This window comes from Actinomadura sp. 3N508 (assembly GCF_044326375.1).
GTDB lineage: Bacteria > Actinomycetota > Actinomycetes > Streptosporangiales > Streptosporangiaceae > Spirillospora.
Genome location: NZ_JBIRAX010000001.1, coordinates 439,511 through 456,177, shown reverse-complemented (window position 1 = coordinate 456,177; position 16,667 = coordinate 439,511). Strand labels below are relative to the sequence as shown.

The 16,667-nt window shown below is 69.8% G+C and carries 21 protein-coding genes; 13 read left to right on the top strand and 8 right to left on the bottom strand.

From position 1 onward, the window contains the following. Positions 1-15: 15 nt before the first annotated feature. From ACH34S_RS02025 to ACH34S_RS02000, 6 genes are read left to right on the top strand one after another with little or no spacing between them, the layout of a single operon-like run. Positions 16-504, top strand: coding sequence for an Asp23/Gls24 family envelope stress response protein (locus tag ACH34S_RS02025; RefSeq protein ID WP_395950616.1), 489 nt, complete (start codon positions 16-18; stop codon positions 502-504). After that, positions 501-809: a hypothetical protein gene (locus ACH34S_RS02020; RefSeq protein WP_395950615.1), complete on the top strand. Its 309-nt coding sequence runs from the start codon at positions 501-503 to the stop codon at positions 807-809. The genes ACH34S_RS02025 and ACH34S_RS02020 overlap by 4 nt, the downstream gene beginning before the upstream one ends. 21 nt (positions 810-830) lie before the next feature. Continuing rightward, positions 831-1,028, top strand: coding sequence for a hypothetical protein (locus ACH34S_RS02015; protein ID WP_395950614.1), 198 nt, complete (start codon positions 831-833; stop codon positions 1,026-1,028). After that, complete coding sequence (locus tag ACH34S_RS02010; RefSeq protein WP_395950613.1) at positions 1,025-1,399, top strand: Asp23/Gls24 family envelope stress response protein; 375 nt, start codon at positions 1,025-1,027, stop codon at positions 1,397-1,399. Before ACH34S_RS02015 ends, ACH34S_RS02010 begins: the two co-directional genes overlap by 4 nt. After that, positions 1,396-2,004 carry a DUF6286 domain-containing protein gene (locus ACH34S_RS02005; RefSeq protein WP_395950612.1) on the top strand — a complete coding sequence of 203 codons (609 nt, stop codon included), beginning with the start codon at positions 1,396-1,398 and terminating at the stop codon, positions 2,002-2,004. Before ACH34S_RS02010 ends, ACH34S_RS02005 begins: the two co-directional genes overlap by 4 nt. Then, the gene (locus tag ACH34S_RS02000) at positions 2,004-2,582 is read left to right on the top strand and encodes an alkaline shock response membrane anchor protein AmaP (RefSeq protein ID WP_395950611.1); all 579 of its coding nucleotides are present in this window, start codon (positions 2,004-2,006) and stop codon (positions 2,580-2,582) included. Before ACH34S_RS02005 ends, ACH34S_RS02000 begins: the two co-directional genes overlap by 1 nt. A 262-nt stretch (positions 2,583-2,844) precedes the next feature. Here ACH34S_RS02000 and ACH34S_RS01995 read toward each other — a convergent pair whose 3' ends face one another. Next, positions 2,845-3,351: a hypothetical protein gene (locus ACH34S_RS01995; RefSeq protein WP_395950610.1), complete on the bottom strand. Its 507-nt coding sequence runs from the start codon at positions 3,349-3,351 to the stop codon at positions 2,845-2,847. Positions 3,352-3,518: 167 nt separating this feature from the next. Here ACH34S_RS01995 and ACH34S_RS01990 point away from each other — a divergent pair, with 167 nt between their 5' ends. Further along, complete coding sequence (locus ACH34S_RS01990) at positions 3,519-3,659, top strand: hypothetical protein (protein WP_395950609.1); 141 nt, start codon at positions 3,519-3,521, stop codon at positions 3,657-3,659. Between the two features lie 144 nt (positions 3,660-3,803). On the opposite strand, the gene ACH34S_RS01985 is transcribed toward ACH34S_RS01990, so the two are convergent. Both ACH34S_RS01985 and ACH34S_RS01980 read right to left on the bottom strand, forming a co-directional pair. Then, complete coding sequence (locus ACH34S_RS01985; protein WP_395950608.1) at positions 3,804-5,087, bottom strand: hypothetical protein; 1,284 nt, start codon at positions 5,085-5,087, stop codon at positions 3,804-3,806. Further along, the gene (locus tag ACH34S_RS01980) at positions 5,084-5,500 is read right to left on the bottom strand and encodes a YbaB/EbfC family nucleoid-associated protein (RefSeq protein ID WP_395950607.1); all 417 of its coding nucleotides are present in this window, start codon (positions 5,498-5,500) and stop codon (positions 5,084-5,086) included. The genes ACH34S_RS01985 and ACH34S_RS01980 overlap by 4 nt, the downstream gene beginning before the upstream one ends. A gap of 344 nt (positions 5,501-5,844) precedes the next feature. Between ACH34S_RS01980 and ACH34S_RS01975 the strand changes: the two genes are divergently transcribed. Together ACH34S_RS01975 and ACH34S_RS01970 are read left to right on the top strand one after the other, a co-directional pair. After that, on the top strand, positions 5,845-7,008 hold the full coding sequence (locus ACH34S_RS01975; RefSeq protein WP_395950606.1) for a thiolase family protein: 1,164 nt from the start codon (positions 5,845-5,847) through the stop codon (positions 7,006-7,008). Between the two features lie 20 nt (positions 7,009-7,028). Continuing rightward, positions 7,029-7,475 (top strand): winged helix-turn-helix transcriptional regulator, encoded by a 447-nt coding sequence (locus tag ACH34S_RS01970; protein ID WP_395950605.1) that lies wholly within the window; start codon positions 7,029-7,031, stop codon positions 7,473-7,475. 1 nt (position 7,476) lies between these two features. Here the strand turns inward: ACH34S_RS01970 and ACH34S_RS01965 are convergent, their stop codons facing one another. After that, on the bottom strand, positions 7,477-8,109 hold the full coding sequence (locus ACH34S_RS01965; RefSeq protein ID WP_395950604.1) for a LysE family translocator: 633 nt from the start codon (positions 8,107-8,109) through the stop codon (positions 7,477-7,479). Between the two features lie 310 nt (positions 8,110-8,419). Between ACH34S_RS01965 and ACH34S_RS01960 the strand changes: the two genes are divergently transcribed. Genes ACH34S_RS01960 through ACH34S_RS01945 form a run of 4 tightly spaced genes read left to right on the top strand, consistent with a single transcriptional unit; the run spans position 8,420 to position 12,249 of the window. Continuing rightward, positions 8,420-9,139, top strand: coding sequence for a hypothetical protein (locus tag ACH34S_RS01960; protein ID WP_395950603.1), 720 nt, complete (start codon positions 8,420-8,422; stop codon positions 9,137-9,139). Beyond that, a complete protein-coding gene (locus ACH34S_RS01955; protein ID WP_395950602.1) occupies positions 9,136-10,002 on the top strand; it encodes a DUF692 domain-containing protein in 867 nt (288 codons plus the stop codon). Before ACH34S_RS01960 ends, ACH34S_RS01955 begins: the two co-directional genes overlap by 4 nt. Further along, a complete protein-coding gene (locus ACH34S_RS01950) occupies positions 9,995-10,879 on the top strand; it encodes a putative DNA-binding domain-containing protein (RefSeq protein WP_395950601.1) in 885 nt (294 codons plus the stop codon). The genes ACH34S_RS01955 and ACH34S_RS01950 overlap by 8 nt, the downstream gene beginning before the upstream one ends. Next, on the top strand, positions 10,876-12,249 hold the full coding sequence (locus ACH34S_RS01945; RefSeq protein ID WP_395950600.1) for a ferritin-like protein: 1,374 nt from the start codon (positions 10,876-10,878) through the stop codon (positions 12,247-12,249). The genes ACH34S_RS01950 and ACH34S_RS01945 overlap by 4 nt, the downstream gene beginning before the upstream one ends. 26 nt (positions 12,250-12,275) lie before the next feature. Here ACH34S_RS01945 and ACH34S_RS01940 read toward each other — a convergent pair whose 3' ends face one another. Genes ACH34S_RS01940 through gcvT form a run of 4 tightly spaced genes read right to left on the bottom strand, consistent with a single transcriptional unit; the run spans position 12,276 to position 16,510 of the window. Continuing rightward, a complete protein-coding gene (locus tag ACH34S_RS01940) occupies positions 12,276-13,649 on the bottom strand; it encodes an L-serine ammonia-lyase (protein WP_395950599.1) in 1,374 nt (457 codons plus the stop codon). A gap of 59 nt (positions 13,650-13,708) precedes the next feature. Then, complete coding sequence (gene glyA, locus ACH34S_RS01935) at positions 13,709-14,965, bottom strand: serine hydroxymethyltransferase (RefSeq protein ID WP_395950598.1); 1,257 nt, start codon at positions 14,963-14,965, stop codon at positions 13,709-13,711. 2 nt (positions 14,966-14,967) lie between these two features. Further along, positions 14,968-15,357: a glycine cleavage system protein GcvH gene (gene gcvH / locus ACH34S_RS01930; protein WP_395950597.1), complete on the bottom strand. Its 390-nt coding sequence runs from the start codon at positions 15,355-15,357 to the stop codon at positions 14,968-14,970. Between the two features lie 40 nt (positions 15,358-15,397). Then, a complete protein-coding gene (gcvT, locus tag ACH34S_RS01925; RefSeq protein ID WP_395950596.1) occupies positions 15,398-16,510 on the bottom strand; it encodes a glycine cleavage system aminomethyltransferase GcvT in 1,113 nt (370 codons plus the stop codon). Positions 16,511-16,667: the final 157 nt, after the last annotated feature.

The following is a 16,667-nucleotide window of genomic DNA, read 5'->3' as shown; positions in this document are numbered from 1 at the left end:
TCAGGGAGCCGAATCATGAGCCAGGACGACGGGCCGGGCACCGGCCGGAGCGGTGCCGGGACGATGCGCAAGCGGGGCGCCGACGGCGGCTCCAGCGAACTCGTCACATCCGGCGGCCGGACCACGATCGCCGACGCCGTGGTCGCCAAGGTCGCGACGATGGCCGCCAAGCAGGTCGGCGGCGTCCACGAGATGGGCGCGGGCATGACCCGCACGATCGGCTCGGTGAGGGACCGCCTGCCGGGCATGGCGGCCAACGGTACCCAGGGCGTGGACGTGCAGGTCGGCGAGCGGCAGGCCGCCGTCGACATCGACCTCGTGGTGGACTACGGGCTGTCCATTCCCGACCTCGCGGGCGCCGTCCGCGACAACGTCATCAGCGAGGTCGAGCACATGTGCGGGCTGGAGGTCGTCGAGGTGAACATCACCGTCGACGACATCCACGTCGAGGGCGATGATTCGGACGACTCCGAGAGACGGTCCGAGGAGCCCCGCGTCCGATGATCGCCTGGACGGACACGCTGCACGGGGGACCCCGGACCGACCTGGCCGACCAGGTCGCCGAGGCGGCCATGACCTGCCCGGACGTCCACGCGCTGACGGCCGGGCCGCATGCCCGCGTCGCGACGTACCGGGCGGGGCTGCCGCTGGCGGGCGTCGCGGTGCGCGAGGACGAGATCGAGATCGGGGTGGTCGTCCGCTACGGGCGGCCGCTCCCGGAGATCGCCGAAGATGTCCGCCGCCTGGTCCGCCCGCTGGCGGACCGGCGGACCATCGACGTGCTGATCGCGGACCTGGCCGATGGGTGACGGCCCGAGAGGAAGATCCGGATGGACGTGAAATGGCCCATGGTCGGGCTGGCCTTCGGCGCCGCGCTCGGCTTCGCGGGCGCGTTCGGCGGGTTCGGGGCGTTCTTCATCGTCCTGTTCCTGGGCGCGCTCGGCTTCCTCGCGGGACGTGCCGTCGAGGGCAACCTTGACCTCAGGCAGCTGTTCAGCTCGGTGAACACGGGGCGGCGCCCCCGATGACGGACGTCCAGGACGAGGAGACGGCGCCACCGCGCGGGCGGACGATCATCCGCGACCGGGTCGTGGCGCGGATCGTGGCCCGGGCGGCGGCGGAGATCGACGAGTCCGGCGGCGTCGGCCGGACGGTCCTCGGCGTCCCGGTGCCCGGACGCGGCCCGGCCCGCACCGAGGTGCGGGTGAACGGGGACATCGTCACGGCCCGCGTGGCGATGTCGGTGACCTACCCGATGCCGGTGCGCGACGTCGCCCGGCAGGTGCGGGAGAGCGTGCGGGAGCGGGTGGCGGAGCTGACCGGCTACACCGTCCGGCAGGTGGACATCGACGTGGCCGAGCTGGAGCGTCCCGCCGCCGGCGAACGGACCGTGCGGTGACCGCGCAGGCCGATCAGCGGCCCGCCACGATGCGGCGCGCCCCGGTGGACGAGCCCCGGAAGGCCGACCGCGCGGCCAAGCACGCGTTCCGCTCCCGCCGGGTGCGGCCCGCCATGATCGTCGCGCTGCTCCTGACGGCGGCCGGGACGCTCACGGCGCTCGAGGTGATCTCGGCGCTGCTCGACCGTCCGGCGGGCGTGTTCCCCTACGACTGGGCGAAGGACGTGGCGTGGAACGACCCGATCGCGCTCGCGATCTTCGGCGCCCTGACGCTGGTCGGCCTGCTGTGCCTGCTGGCCGCGCTGCTGCCCGGAAAGTCGCGGATCGTGCCCCTGCACGGCCGGGACCCGAGCCTGATGATGGGCGTGAGCCGCCGCGGCCTGAAGGGCGCCGTCGCGGCGGCCGCAGAGGACGCCCCAGGCGTCTCCCGGGCCCGCCGGGTCCGGCTGCGCCGCCGCCGGGTGAAGGTCGTGGCGGAGACCCCCGTCCACGCCCCCGGAGACTTGGACAAGGGCGTCGAGGAAGCCGTCCGCGCCCGCCTTGACAGCCTGGAGCCCCTCCCTGCCCGATCCGTCTCAGTGAAGATGAAACGGCGGGATCGGTGATGGATCGTCGGCCAGCGCATCTCAACCGCACCGGGCTGAGCCTGCTCGGCGCCGTCCTGGCCGCGGCCGGGGGCGCGGGCCTCGCCCGCGGCCTGGGCGCCTTCGGTGAAGGACGGGCGTCCGCGCCGGTCCTCGCCGACGACGTCCGGCGCTTCGCCGACGAGCGGGGCTGGTTCTGGCCCGCGCTCGCCGCCGCGGCCGTCGTGCTGGCGCTGCTGGGGCTGGCATGGCTGCTCGCGCAGGCGCGCTCCGGCAAGCTGGCGGGCCTGTCGATGGAACCGGACGCCGACACGGGCGGGACACGCCTGTCGGCGAAGGCCGTCACCGGCGCGATCGAGGACGAGATCGCGGAGTACCCGGGCGTCCGGAAGGTGCGGGCCCGGCTGATCGGCTCGTCGAGCCGCCCTGAACTGCGGCTGAACGTCGCGTACGGGCACCGCGCCGACGCCGCCGAGCTACGGCGGCGCATCGAGGAGGAGAGCGTGCCGCGCCTGTGCGCCGCACTCGAACGCGACTCGATGCCCACGGTGGTGCGGCTGCGCCTGGTCCCGAAGGAACAGCCGCCGACCGTCGTCTGAGCGCCCGATCCCTTACGGGCCCTTTGAAGTTGTTTGGGGGCCTATGGCGGCTTGTGGAGCTATTGTCCGAAGGGAACCTGACGTCGAGCCCAGAGGAGGCAGCGCTTGTCCGATCCTGCACTTCCGGGCGGCTCCGCCGAGGGGCGCTTCGACGTATGGAGGGAACAGACGGACCACAGCATGGGCCCCTCCCGCTGAGCGGCCCGACACCCGGAGGCCGCGGCACACACCGCGGCCCCCGGGTTTTTCGCATGGCCGGGGTTCAGAGCTTTGAGAGCAGGGCCGTCGCCGGTGCGACGAGCACCATGATGTAGAAGATCACCCACACGCCGACGGTTCTCAGCGGGCTGGACACGTCTCTCCAGTCAGAGCGCCCGGTGTGCAGGCGGGGCGGGATGGCGTTACTTCTGTGGAAGAGGCCGCGGCCCGGGCCGGACGGCGCGTAGACGAGCTCCGCCGGCTCCGATGCCAGGACCGTCCCGGAGCTCCGGACGGGAATGGGACCTGCTATTTCCCCGTCGTCCACCAACTCCTGGCCCTGGACTGCGCGGAGCGTCCAGGACGGTTCTCGGAGCACGTAGATGCTGGTACCCCATTCGGCGGGGACGGTCTCCCCGTTCACTGTGACCGCAGGCCGGTACTCGTCACGGGATGATTGGAAATTCTTATGCGCGAACGGCCACACGTACCGGACGACCAGTTGGAGCGACTCTTCTTCACCCTGGACCGGACGTAGCAGCGGGCCGAACCAGCCGGACTTGGAATTCATCGTGCTACATCCGATCGGCCAGAGTATTCGCGACAAAGAGAATGACGAATGCGGCGAGAAGGAAGAGACCGACCCGCAGGTTCCAGCTCTGCAGTCCTTTTTTCGGCCGTGGTAGCGGGCTCGAAACGACCATTGGCACGACCGCTCCGGGCCGGATCCAGACCTGGATGAGCCGGGCACGTCCCTTGACCGCGTCCACGGCGAAGGACGCGGTGACACCGCACCGCACCGTGATCGTCCGTGACCCGGAGGCGACCGGGATGTACCAGCGCCCCACGGCGACGTCCAGGGATTGGCCGTCGATCTGACACGACAGTTCTGGGAGCTCTCCGGCGAACTCGGAGTCTACCGAGAACCGGATGTCCAGGCCCGAATCCTCGGGGACGGGAGCCGGTACCTCCGCGCTTTCGAGTAGTAGCGGCCTCAAAGTTTGCACAGTTCCACCACCGAATCTACGCCTGCCGGGGCGGACTGACCGGGCCCGGGAAACCGCCGGGATCCAGTTTCGTCCGTATTTCTTCGGGGGAGCCTCCACCGCCGGTGGCGCCTTGCCACGCTGTGCCGCCTGATTTGAACGCCGCGTTGATCCCAGTGCTGATCGACCAACCGCTGAGCAGATCTAGACCGCGCCGGTTCTCTGCCGCGTGCCTGGCCAGGTGGCGTAGCAGCGTGGATAGGCGGATCAACACGTTGCGCACCTTTTGGATCATGCTTGAGGCGCGCTGGAAGGCGACCGTGGCCTGAATACCGGTGGCCCCCGCGGCGGAGGCGGTGCTGGCGCCGGCCGTCACCGGCGCGGCCGCCATCGCAGGAACCCAGACCGCGATCAGCCAGTCGACCAGAGTACTGATGAGGTCGATCATGAAAGCTTGTGCGACCTCCATGATCGTTTTACTTGCGCCGAGGATGGCTCGCACATGAGTGACCTCCTTCGCCAGGTCGTCCAGCCCTTCGGCGAAGGCGGTCATATGCGCTCTCGCCCGGTCGGCGGCAGGTCCCTTCCACACGCTCTCGGCGATGTCCTGCTGCGGTATCTGCTGAACCTGCTTGGACAGCTCGCCAAGTTTCTTGCCCGCAAGCTCCCATTGGTTGCTCGCATCGTCGATCTTCTCCGGGTGCCCGGTGACGTAGGCAAGGGCGTCCTCCAATGGCTGGATGATGTCTATGAGAAAGCTGAGACCCAAGCCAGTGAGAAAGCCTGCTGGATCGGCGGCCAGCCCGATACCCGCACTGATGGCATCTCCGGCGAAGGATGACAGGTCGGCGAATTCCTTATCTTCAAACGCCTTTTTGACCCCCTTGCCGAGGGAGCTGATAACCGGTATGTCCTCGAGGGCATCGAATTTGAGCGGGCCCGCCTCACTCAGAGAGGGAGGGCGTTCGGGTGCCATCGCCTTGCCCGTTGCGGGGCTGGCGAGGAGTTTCTCCACATTCTTGATCTTGCTCAGAACCTGCTGGTCCGCCTTGCGGTAGTTCTCGGCGGTCTTGAGCAGCGAGTCCGCCGCCTTGTGAATGTACCGCTCCGGCAATTGAAGAGACTCGTGCAGTTCGTTGGCCGCCTTCTGGTACCAGTCATTGAGTTGGGCGGCTCTGCCGATGCCTCCCCACACGTCGAAGCCGTGGCCCGGGTCGGCGGCCTTGGCGGAGGCTTTGATGTTGGCGGCAATGGAGTGGTAGCCGTCCATCTTCTCTGCGGCGGAGACCAGTTTGGCTGCGTCGTAGACGATCTCGGTCACCACCGGATGCCCTTCTTCCGCAGGTACTCCTCCGGGGCGTCGGTCTCGACGTCGGGCAGGTGCGCGTTGACCATGTCCATCACGTCGACGCCGGGGGGCGCGATCGGTTGAACGAGGTCGGCCATTTCCTGGTTCACCTCGGCGGTCGCCTTCCTGATCACGGTGATGAGCGTTTGGGCGAGCCGCTCCGGCCCGAGGCGAAGTGCCTGCTGCTGGAGTTCGATGTTCTGTACGGCCCCGCCGGGCCCCACGGTGACCGTGACCGTTCGGTCCTGAGAAGAGGCCGAGGCGCTCAGGTGCTGGATCTCCTCGCGGACGTCCTTGTATTTGGCCAGCTGATCAGCCAGCTCTTCATCGATCGAGGCGAACGGTTCCGGGGCGTCGGCGTCGCCTCTTTGGTCGTTGTCGCTCATGCGTACTCCGCTGTCGACTACAGGTCCGCGGGGTATTCAATCCTGAAAAGAGGATTGGTGCGGAGACATTCAACCATGATTGACAGGTCTGTTCAAATGTCCGTAAAGCATACTTATGTCCCTTGGTTTGAACGGGGATGAGGGCAGGCCGGGTATTGGAATCAAGGGACTGGTCACCCGATTCGGTCGGCGCCAAAAGGTCGTATCACTTGTCCCGAATGCGTTTCCCAGGTTCGGGGTGGGGTGGTGGGGTGATCGAGGTCACCTGGGAGTGGGTTGTGTTTTCCAACTGAGTGGAGGGATGCTCGAAGGGTGAGTTGGAAAAACAGACGGAGGTGGGGATCATGCGGGACGCGGTGATCGTGGAGGCGGTGCGCACACCGGTCGGGAAGGGCAAGCCGAACGGGGCGCTGCACGACGACCACCCCGCCGACCTTCTCGCGCGGACGCTGCAGAAGCTCGTCGAGCGTGCCGGGCTCGATCCCGCGCAGGTGGACGACGTCATCGGCGGCGTCGTGACCCAGGCGGGCGACCAGGCGCTCAACATCACCCGCACGGCCGTCCTCGCCGCCGGGTTCCCCGAGAGCGTTCCGGCCATGACGGTCGACCGGCAGTGTGGCTCGTCCCAGCAGGCCCTGCACATCGCGGCGCAGGGCGTGCAGAGCGGTGCGTACGACATCGCGATCGCGTGCGGCGTGGAGTCGATGTCCCGTGTGCCGATGGGGTCGGCCGTGCTGACCGGCAGCGACCCGTTCGGGCCGATGCTCGCCGAGCGCTATCCCGGCGGCCTCGTCGGCCAGGGGATCAGCGCCGAGCTGATCGCCGCCCGCTGGGATCTGCCGCGCGAGGACCTCGACGCCTACGCCTACGAGTCGCACCGCCGCGCCGCCGAGGCGTGGAAGAACGGCGAGTTCGACCGCGAGGTCGCCTGGCCGGGGCAGCGGGACGAGACCGTCCGCCCGGACACATCGCCGGAGGTCCTCGCCGGGCTCAGGCCCGCCTACTACGACGAGCGGACGGCCGAGCGGTTCCCCGAGATCGGCTGGAAGATCACCGCGGGCAACGCGTCCCCGATCAACGACGGCGCGGCGGCCGTGCTCGTCATGGGCGCGGACGTCGCCGAACGTCTGGGGCTGCGTGCCCGTGCCCGCTTCCACGCGTTCGCCGTCACCGGCGACGACCCGCTGCTGATGCTCACCGCGATCATCCCGGCGACCGAGAAGGTCCTGACGCGCGGCGGCCTCACGCTGGACGACATCGACCTGTTCGAGGTGAACGAGGCGTTCGCCCCGGTCGTCCTCGCCTGGCAGCGGGAGACCGGCGCCGATCTGGCGAAGGTCAACGTCCGCGGCGGCGCGATCGCGATCGGGCACCCGCTCGGCGCCAGCGGCGCCCGCATCATGACGACGTTGCTGCACGCGCTCGAAGACCGGGGCGGACGGTTCGGGCTCCAGACCATGTGCGAGGCCGGCGGGCTGGCGAACGCCACCGTCATCGAGCGGCTCTGACGGCGGTTAGGCTGCCCGCTATGCCGAAGGACGCCGCGCCGCGCGAGTGCTCCATCGCCGACACCCTTGACCTGGTCGGCGAGCGCTGGAGCCTGCTCGCCATCCGCGAGCTGAGCTACGGCGTGCGGCGGTTCGACCAGATCGTCCGGAACACGGGCGCGTCCCGCGACATCCTCACGGCCCGGCTCCGCAAGCTGGAGGCGAACGGCATCGTCCGCCGCGAGCGCTACAGCGATCACCCCGCCCGCTACGAGTACCACCTGACGCGGGCGGGCGTGGAGCTGTGCGACGTCCTTCTGGTGCTGATGGCGTGGGGCGACCGGCATCTGCACCCCGACGATCCGCCCGTCCGCTGGCAGCATTCCTGCGGCCATGCGGTCAGCCCGACGGTCGTCTGCGGCCACTGCGGCAAGGATGCCCGCCGTGGGGCCCATTCCCCGTCCGGTCGCGGCGCCCTGACCGGCTGACTCACCGTTCGGCGGCCAGGCGCACCCCGAGGCCGATGAAGAGGCCGCCCACGGCGACGTTGAGCCGCCGGCGGGCGGCCCGCCGGTGGCGCAGCCAGTCCCCGATCCGTCCGGCGAGGACGCCGACCGTGCCGTCGACGAGGAACTCCAGCGCGATGAGAATGGCGCCGAGGACCGCGAACTGCACCCATACGTGACCCATTCCCGGGTCGATGAACTGGGGCAGGAACGCGATCGTGAACGTGACCATCTTCGGGTTCAGCAGATTGGTCAGCAGGCCGTTGACATAGGCGCGTCGCCCCGGGACCCGGCCCGTGGACGGCAGGCCGTCGTCCAGATCGTCCTTGCGGCCGCGAATGGTCTGGACGCCGAGGTGGACGAGGTAGCCGGCTCCGGCGATCCGTACCACCGTGAACGCGACCGGCGCCGCGGCGAACAGCGCCGCCAGCCCCGCCGCCGCGACGGCGACGTGGACGGCCTCGCTCGTCGCCACCCCGGCCGTGGCCAGCAGCCCCGCCCGCGCCCCGCCCCGCATCCCGCACCCGAGGACGAACAGCATGTCCGGCCCGGGAATGATCATGGCCACGAGCGAGGTCACGAAGAACGCCACCAGCAAATGGGGATCAATCGGCATAAAACGATCATCCCATACCGGGTCCGGCGTCCGCGCCTGTGGAGGTGTGGTCCGTCGATCCCCTCGGGTCCATGGTTTGGCCGCCGGTGGATTCTCGTGGCCTGGCAAACACTCGGCTTATTGAAGTGATCGTGTGGCTCGGGCAATTGTGGGTCAAGGGGAGACAGGCGCCCTCCTTAAGGCGTAATAAGTCCGGGGCCGTGGTTAGCGATCTTCGTTCCGGCAAGGGTGGCGGAGGGTTCGCGATGTCCACCGGCATCGCGGGCCGGATTTCGACATTGCCGCCGAATTCACGGAAATCGGGGGAGCCATGGCAAGGGTGAAGCGGGAGCACGACGGTCACGACGAGACGGCGGACGCCGAGGTGCTGTCGTCGATGGAGTACGCGGCCGAGCTCAGGGAGGATTCGAGCGGCCGCAGTTTCGGAGCGGCGAGCTGCGGGGCCCCGGCCGAGGGGCTGGAGCAGCACATCTGCATGGGGCTGAACGCCTGCAAGGCCTTCGACGTCGACGGCGGGGCGACCATGGCGGGGACCGGGAACTGCGCGACCGTGCGCCATGTGTGCCACGGCGAGGGGCAGTGTCGTGGGCAGGGCGGCTGCGGCTACGCCGGGAGCGACGAGCAGCAGTGGCGGCCCGGCGAGCAGGCGTGCCGGTTCAACGGCAGCTGCGCCAGCCCGGTGAACATCAGCCGGGTGTTCAGCGCGGGCCCGATGAAGGGCAAGAGCGTGTGGCTGCAGGCCAGGCGCATCATGGAGGACCGGATGTACCGGGCCGGGCTGGCGTACGGACCGGCCCCGGCCGAGGGCATCCCCGACGACATGCTGCCCGAGTACGACATCGACGACGGCCGCGACCTGCCGGGCCCACAGTCGAACGGGCAGCGCAAGGCGACATCGCGGACGAGCACGTCGAGCACGTCGAGCACGTCCCGCGCGAGCACGTCCCGCGCGGGCACGTCGCGCACGAGCACGTCTCGGACGAGCACCGCCGGGGCGCGCCGGAAGGGCGCGTCCGGGAAGAAGCGATGACGCCGCCGAGCACCGGGGAACGGCCGCTCGGATTCGGGCTGGGGCTGCGCGCGCCGCACATGGACCATGTGCGGCGCCACCTCCCGGACGTCGGGTTCTTCGAGGTGATCTCGGAGAACTTCATGGACTGCGGGGGCGGACGCCGCCGCGCCCTGGACGCGATCGCCGACCGCTACCCGATCGTCCTGCACGGGGTCTCGCTGTCCATCGGCTCCACCGATCCGCTCGACTTCGGTTACCTCGCCCGGCTGCGCGACCTCGCCGGCGCGGTCAGGGCCCGGCTGGTGTCCGACCACGTGTGCTGGACGGGGGTCATGGGCCGCAACACCCATGACCTGCTGCCGCTGCCGTTCACCGAGGCGGCGCTGGCGCACGTGGCCGGCCGGGTCCGCATCGTCCAGGACGTCCTCGGACGCAAGCTGGTGCTGGAGAACCCGAGCACGTACGTCGGTTTCGCGGCGTCGACCATGACCGAGCAGGAGTTCATGGCCCGGCTCGCCGAGGACACCGGCTGCGGCCTGCTGCTGGACGTCAACAACGTCTACGTCTCGGCGGCCAACCACGACGTCGACCCGGTGGACTACCTCGACGCGATCCCGCTGGAGAGCGTGGAGCAGATCCACCTGGCCGGGCACACCGACTACGGCACCCACCTCATCGACACCCATGACGGCCCGGTCACCGACGAGGTCTGGGACCTGTACCGCCGTGTCGCCGAGCGCCGCGCCGACATCCCCACCCTCCTGGAGTGGGACGACAAGCTGCCCGCCTTCCCCGTCCTGGAGGCCGAACTCGGCAAGGCCCGGCAAGTCGCGAGCAGAGCCCGGCAGGCGAGCCTGGCCGGGGACCGCCGCGATGGCTGAGCCGTCCGACCTCGCCGGGCTCCAGCGATGCCTGCAGACGGCGATCATGGACCCGGACGGCGACCTGGACGAGGCGGCCCAGGTGCTCACCGCGTCCGAGACGCTGACCGCCCGCCAGCGCCTGGCGATCTACTGGCGCGGCTACCGGCTCCGGCTGCTGGAGAACATGCGCGGCCTGCATCCCGGGCTGACCCATCTGCTGGGCGAGGAGACGTTCGACCGCTTCGCCCTGGACTACCTCGACGCCCGTCCACCCAGCGCCTACACGCTGTCCCGGCTGGACGAGGGCTTCGCCGCCCACCTGTCGGCGACCCGGCCGGACCGGCGCGCGCCGGGCACATCGAAACGACCGGACTGGCCCGACCTGATCATCGACATCGCCCGCCTGGAACGCATCATCACCGAGGTCATCGAGGGCCCCGGCACGGAGAACGCCGACCTCCCGGCCACGGACGATCTTCCGGAACCCGCCGATCTGCCCGGCCTGCGCCCGGTGGTCGCCCCCTGCCTTCGGCTGCCGAGACTGGCCTTTCCCGTCCACGAGTACCTGACGGCGGTCCGGCGGGGTGAGGATCCCGATCCTCCCGCGGCCCGTCCCGTGCGGCTGGCCGTCCACCGGCGGGACTACAAGGTCACGATGCGGGAGCTCGATCCCGCGGCCCACCGGGCGCTGCGGGCGCTGGCAAAGGGCGCCGCGGTGGGCGTCGCCTTCCAGGACGTCGACGCGCAGGCCATCGGCCTCCTCCGCCGCTGGATCGACCTCGGCTTCTTCTCCCACCTCGACGAACCCGCTGACCGCGAACCCGCTGACCGCGAACCCGCTGACCGCGAACCCGGGAGCGGCTCCATCACATCCACGAGAAAGGGCGCACGATGACCACCAAGACGATCGGCACGAGGAGCCGCAGGACGGCCGCGAAGGCCACGGCGAAGCCGGCGGAAGTGGCCAGGGCCGAACCGATCAAGAAGCTCGATCCCAAGAAGGGCATCCAGAGCGTGCAGGACCTGGCCGACCATCTGCACGCCGCCGCCCAGGTGGAGTTGTCCACCATCCCGCTGTACCTGTACGGCGCCTACTCGATCAGGACCCGCGGGCACTCCCAGTGGGCCGCGCCGCGCGGCGTCCTGCGGTCGCTGATCGGGATCTCGATCGAGGAGATGCTGCATCTGGCGCTGGTGCGCAACCTGATGGTCGCGATCGGGTGCGGTGACCAGATCACCTTCTACGACAAGAAGTTCATCCCGTCCTACCCGAGCAAGATGCTGCACCGCTACAACCCCGATGACAAGGACGGCGCGGAGATCGACCTCTCCCTCGGCAGGCTGTCCTTTGAGCAGGTGAAGACGTTCCGCAGGATCGAGATGCCGGACGACGTCAGCTCCAAGGCGACCACCTTCGACGCCCATCCCAAGGCCGTCGACCAGTACACCAGCCTGGGCGCGTTCTACCGCTCCATCGAGAAGGGCTTCTGCGACCTGGACGAGAAGAAGAAGATCAAATGGGCGCTCGGCGACGCGCGCAAGCAGTACAAGCGCGCCTTCTGGAACGAGTTCGGCAACGGGAAGCCGATCCGCGTCCACGACCTCAAGACCGCCAAGGCGGCGCTGAACCTCATCATCGAGCAGGGCGAGGGCACCCGCAAGGACCACCAGCACCTCAAGGTCAAGCACGGCGTCGAGGACTTCACCCACTACGAGAAGTTCCTGCGCATCGAGCGGGGCGAGGAGGGCATCGGCGCGGTCGACGGAGCCGACCACGACATCCGCCTCGACAACCCGGAGGCGACCTGGCCCGTGCTGTCCGACCCGAAGGTGGCCGACTTCACGGACCAGCCGGACGTCCACAGCCTGATGACGCTGTTCAACGCGGCCTACTGCTACACCCTGTGCGTGCTGGACGAGCTCTACAAGACCTCCACCGACGACGTGGAGACGGTGCGGATCCAGGAGGACCGCCACGAGCTCTTCAGCCGCCGGTACGGGCTCGAACGCAACGGCGTCGCCATCATGCAGGGCGTCCTGTACCCGATCGCCCAGGTGCTCGTCAGCACGCCCATCCCCGGCGGCAAGGAGGAGGGGATGCTCCACGCCGCGCCGTCATTCGAGTTCTTCGATTTCTCGAAGGCGAAGAACCGCACCAAGAAGCAGCAGCTCATCGACCTGTGCGACAAGGCGATCGACCACTACCCGGTCCTCGGCGGCCCGGACGGCGTCCAGCGCCAGATCAGCCTCCTCGCCGAGGTCTGACGGCGCCGGCTCCGCCTCCTCGCCGGTCAGCACTCGATGACGTTGACGGCCAGGCCGCCTCGCGAGGTCTCCTTGTACTTGTCGAGCATGTCGCGGCCGGTGTCGCGCATCGTCTTGATGGCCTTGTCGAGGGAGACGAAATGGCGGCCGTCGCCGCGCAGGGAGAGGCGGGCGGCGCTGATGGCCTTGATGGCGCCGACCGCGTTGCGTTCGATGCACGGGACCTGGACGAGACCGCCGACGGGGTCGCAGGTGAGGCCGAGGTTGTGCTCGATGCCGATCTCGGCGGCGTTCTCGACCTGCTCGGGGGTGCCGCCGAGGACCTCGGTGAGGCCGGCGGCGGCCATCGAGCACGCGGAGCCGACCTCGCCCTGGCAGCCGACCTCGGCGCCGGAGATGGACGCGTTCTGCTTGAACAGGACGCCGATCGCCCCGGCGGTGAGGAGGAAACGCACGACGCCCTCGTCGTCGCGCCCGGGGACGAAGCGGTCGTAGTAGTGCAGGACGGCCGGGACGATCCCGGCGGCGCCGTTGGTGGGGGCGGTGACGATGCGCCCGCCGGCGGCGTTCTCCTCGTTGACGGCGAGGGCGTACAGGGTGACCCAGTCCATGGCGTGGAGCGGGTCGGCGGGCTTCTCGGTGGAGAGCTGCCGGTGGAGCTGCGGCGCGCGGCGGCGCACCTTGAGGCCGCCGGGGAGGAGGCCCTCGCGGCTACAGCCGCGGGTGACGCAGGCGCGCATGACCTGCCAGAGGTTCAGGAGCTCGGCGCGGATCTCCTGGGGCGTGCGGCCGAACGCCTTCTCGTTCTCCAGCATCAGCGCGGAAATGGACAGGCCCGTCTCGTGGCAGCGTTCGAGGAGTTCGGCGGCCGTGTCGAACGGGTGCGGCAGGACGGTGTCGTCGGGCTTGATGCGGTCGGCGCCGGTGGCGTTCTCGTCCACGATGAAGCCGCCGCCGACCGAGTAGTACACCCTGGAGCGCAGCTCGTTGCCCGCGTCGTCGCGGGCGGTGAAGCGCATTCCGTTGGGGTGGCCGGGGAGCGATTCCTTGCGTTCGAAGACGAGGTGCTCGTTGACGACGAAGGGAATGTCGTGGTCGTTGAAGAGGTGGAGCGTTCCGCGTTCGCGGATCGATGCCAGGCGCTCGTCGATGCCGTCCACGTCGACGAGTTCGGGTTTGTCGCCTTCGAGGCCGAGGATGACGGCCTTGTCGCTGCCGTGGCCCTTTCCGGTGAGGCCGAGCGAACCGTAGAGGGTGGCGTGGACGGTCGCCGTCTTCTCCAGGAGCCCGTCCCGGTGCAGGCCCCGGGCGAACCGGTGCGCGGCGGCCATCGGCCCACCGGTGTGGGACGACGACGGGCCGATGCCGATCTTGAACAGGTCGAAAACGCTGATGGCCATTGCTGCCCCCTTCGCGTCCGCGCCCCCTCGCGATCGAGTGCGAGGGGGCGCGGCGGACGTCACAGGTCGGGATACAGGGGATGCCTGTCCGCCAGTGCCTTCACTCGGGCGGACAGCGCATCGCGGTCGAAGGACGGCTGCAGCGCCAGCGCGATGACGTCGGCGACCTCCGCGAAGTCGGCGGCGGTGAAGCCGCGCGTCGCGAGGGCGGGCGTGCCGATCCGGAGCCCGGAGGTCACCATCGGCGGTCGCGGGTCGTTCGGGACGGCGTTGCGGTTGACGGTGATGCCGACCTCGTGCAGGCGGTCCTCGGCGTCCCGTCCGGTGAGGTCGGAGTCGACGAGGTCGACCAGGACGAGGTGGACGTCCGTCCCGCCGGTCAGGACCTTCACGCCGGCCTTCGCGGAGTCTTCGGCGAGGAGGCGGTCGGCGAGCAGCCGGGCGCCCTCGACGGTCCGGGCCTGCCGGTCGCGGAACCCGTCCGACGCGGCGAACTTGAGCGCGACGGCCTTGGCGGCGATCACATGCTCCAGCGGGCCGCCCTGCATACCGGGGAACACCGCCGAGTTGATCTTCTTGCCGTACTCCTCGCGGGCGAGGATCAGCCCGCCGCGCGGGCCGCCGAGCGTCTTGTGCGTCGTGGTCGTGACGATGTCCGCGTGCGGGACGGGCGACGGGTGCAGCCCCGCCGCGACGAGCCCCGCGAAGTGCGCCATGTCGACCATGAGCAGCGCGCCGACCGAGTCGGCGACCTTCCGGAAGGCCGCGAAGTCGAGCTGCCGCGGGTACGCCGACCAGCCCGCCACGATCATCTTCGGGCGGTGCTCGGCCGCGAGCGCGGCCACCTCGTCCATGTCGACGAGGCCGTCCTCCGCGCGGACGTGGTAGGGCACCACGTTCAGCACCTTGCCGGAGTAGTTCAGCCGCATCCCGTGCGTGAGGTGCCCGCCGTGCGCGAGGTCGAGGCCGAGGATCGTGTCCCCGTGCTGCAGCAGCGCGAAGTACACCGCCGTGTTGGCCTGCGCCCCGCTGTGCGGCTGGACGTTCGCGAACTCGGCCCCGAACAGCGCCTTCGCGCGGTCGATCGCGAGCTGCTCGGTGACGTCGACGAACTCGCAGCCGCCGTAGTAGCGCCGGCCGGGATAGCCCTCGGCGTACTTGTTGGTCAGGACGGAGCCCTGCGCCTCCAGGACGGAGACCGGCGCGAAGTTCTCCGACGCGATCATCTCCAGGGTGGACTGCTGCCGCCGCAGCTCGGCGGCGACCGCCTCGGCCACCTCCGGGTCGGCCGCGGCGAGCGGGTCGTGCAGGCGCACCGTCAGTCCTCCTCGATCAGCTTCTCGTAGGCGACGGAGTCGAGCAGGTCGCCCGGCTCGTCCGACACCCGGACCTTGAAGATCCAGCCCTCGCCGTACGGGTCGTCGTTGATGACCTTCGGCTCGTCCACCACCGCGGTGTTGATCGCGGTGACCTCGCCGCTGACCGGCGAGTACAGGTCGCTGACCGACTTGGTCGACTCGACCTCGCCGCACGGCTCGCCCGCCTCGACGGTGTCGCCCTCCGACGGCTGCAGTTCGAGGTAGACGATCTCCCCGAGGGCGTCGGCGGCGTGGGCGGTGATGCCGATGGTGACGATGCCGTCGTCGCCCCCCAGGCCGGACACCCACTCGTGTTCTTCGCTGTAGCGGAGCTGCTCCGGAACGCTCACGATCACTTCTCTCTTCTCATTGCGGGAGTTCCCCCGGATTTCAGGAACGCTTGTAGAACGGCAGGGCCACCACGTCCACGGGCTCGTTCCGGCCGCGGACGTCCACGGCGAGACCGGTCTCCCCGGCGCCGCTGTCGAGGTAGGCCATGGCGATCGGCTCGCCCAGTGTCGGGGACGGGGCGCCGCTCGTCACGACCCCGCACGGCGCGCCACCGGACGTGACGACCTGGTACCCCTTGCGCGGTGCCCGGCGCCCCCGCGCCACCAGTCCGACGAGCCTACGGCCCGGCGGGGTCTGCGCCACCGCCGCCAGCGCCGCCTTGCCGACGAAGTCGCCGGGCTTGTCCAGTTTCACGACCCGGCCGAGACCCGCCTCGAACGGCGTCGTCTCGGCGGTCAGCTCGTTGCCGTAGAGCGGCATGCCCGCTTCGAGGCGCAGGCTGTCGCGGGCGGCCAGCCCGGCGGGGACGACGCCGTCCACGCCTTCGAGCGTCTTCCACAGCCGGACGGCGTCGGACGCGTCCACGAACAGCTCGAAGCCGTCCTCCCCGGTGTAGCCGGTGCGGGCGACGAGCGCGTCGACGTCCGCGACCCGTGCGGCGAGGATCGCGTAGTACTTGAGGTCGGCCAGCGGGGCGTCGGTGAACTCTTCGAGAATCTTCTGCGAACGCGGCCCTTGCAGGGCGATCAGCGCGTACGAGGCGGACCGGTCGTCCACGGCCGCCTCGAAGCCCGCGGCGCGCTCGGCCAGCGCGTCCCGGACGACGTCGGCGTTGGCGGCGTTCGCGACGACCATCCACGTCGTGTCGGCGAGCCGGTAGACGATCAGGTCGTCGAGGACGCCGCCGTCCGGCGCGCAGATCATCGTGTAGCGGGCCTTGCCGACGGGCATCGCCGCCAGCTTCCCGACCAGCGCGTAGTCGAGCGCGTCGCCCGCGCCGGGACCGGAGAGGAAGATCTCCCCCATGTGCGACAGGTCGAACAGCCCGGCGCCGGTGCGGACCGCCTGGTGCTCGGCCGTCTCGCTCCGGTAGCGCAGCGGCATCAGGTATCCGGCGAAGTCCACGAGGTTCGCGCCGAGATCCTGGTGGACGTCGTGCAGCGGCGTCTTCCGGGCGGACGACGCGCTTTTCGCGGGTGGATCGGCGGGCATGGGTTCGGCTCCTTCGTCGCGGGCACGCGTGGTCCATCGTCCCACTCGCGCACCGGGCGTATCGGTGCCTCCCCCTCTGTCATCGGCGCCTGAGAGCTTCACCCGTCGCAAAGGACGGGCTTGCACCTTCGGCGGGGGAACCTGTCCCCGCTTTCCA

Bases quoted from the DNA above. Each gene is read 5' to 3' on its own strand.
- ACH34S_RS01955 (WP_395950602.1), top strand. From the start codon at position 9,136: ATGACGCCGCCGAGCACCGGGGAACGGCCGCTCGGATTCGGGCTGGGG.
- ACH34S_RS01995 (WP_395950610.1), bottom strand. From the start codon at position 3,351: ATGAATTCCAAGTCCGGCTGGTTCGGCCCGCTGCTACGTCCGGTCCAG.
- ACH34S_RS02010 (WP_395950613.1), top strand. From the start codon at position 1,025: ATGACGGACGTCCAGGACGAGGAGACGGCGCCACCGCGCGGGCGGACG.
- ACH34S_RS01970 (WP_395950605.1), top strand. From the start codon at position 7,029: ATGCCGAAGGACGCCGCGCCGCGCGAGTGCTCCATCGCCGACACCCTT.
- gcvT (WP_395950596.1), bottom strand. From the start codon at position 16,510: ATGCCCGCCGATCCACCCGCGAAAAGCGCGTCGTCCGCCCGGAAGACG.
- ACH34S_RS01960 (WP_395950603.1), top strand. From the start codon at position 8,420: ATGGCAAGGGTGAAGCGGGAGCACGACGGTCACGACGAGACGGCGGAC.
- ACH34S_RS02020 (WP_395950615.1), top strand. From the start codon at position 501: ATGATCGCCTGGACGGACACGCTGCACGGGGGACCCCGGACCGACCTG.
- ACH34S_RS02025 (WP_395950616.1), top strand. From the start codon at position 16: ATGAGCCAGGACGACGGGCCGGGCACCGGCCGGAGCGGTGCCGGGACG.
- ACH34S_RS01945 (WP_395950600.1), top strand. From the start codon at position 10,876: ATGACCACCAAGACGATCGGCACGAGGAGCCGCAGGACGGCCGCGAAG.
- ACH34S_RS01965 (WP_395950604.1), bottom strand. From the start codon at position 8,109: ATGCCGATTGATCCCCATTTGCTGGTGGCGTTCTTCGTGACCTCGCTC.
- ACH34S_RS02015 (WP_395950614.1), top strand. From the start codon at position 831: ATGGACGTGAAATGGCCCATGGTCGGGCTGGCCTTCGGCGCCGCGCTC.
- ACH34S_RS01980 (WP_395950607.1), bottom strand. From the start codon at position 5,500: ATGAGCGACAACGACCAAAGAGGCGACGCCGACGCCCCGGAACCGTTC.
- ACH34S_RS01940 (WP_395950599.1), bottom strand. From the start codon at position 13,649: ATGGCCATCAGCGTTTTCGACCTGTTCAAGATCGGCATCGGCCCGTCG.
- ACH34S_RS01975 (WP_395950606.1), top strand. From the start codon at position 5,845: ATGCGGGACGCGGTGATCGTGGAGGCGGTGCGCACACCGGTCGGGAAG.
- ACH34S_RS02000 (WP_395950611.1), top strand. From the start codon at position 2,004: ATGGATCGTCGGCCAGCGCATCTCAACCGCACCGGGCTGAGCCTGCTC.
- ACH34S_RS01950 (WP_395950601.1), top strand. From the start codon at position 9,995: ATGGCTGAGCCGTCCGACCTCGCCGGGCTCCAGCGATGCCTGCAGACG.
- ACH34S_RS01990 (WP_395950609.1), top strand. From the start codon at position 3,519: ATGAGCCGGGCACGTCCCTTGACCGCGTCCACGGCGAAGGACGCGGTG.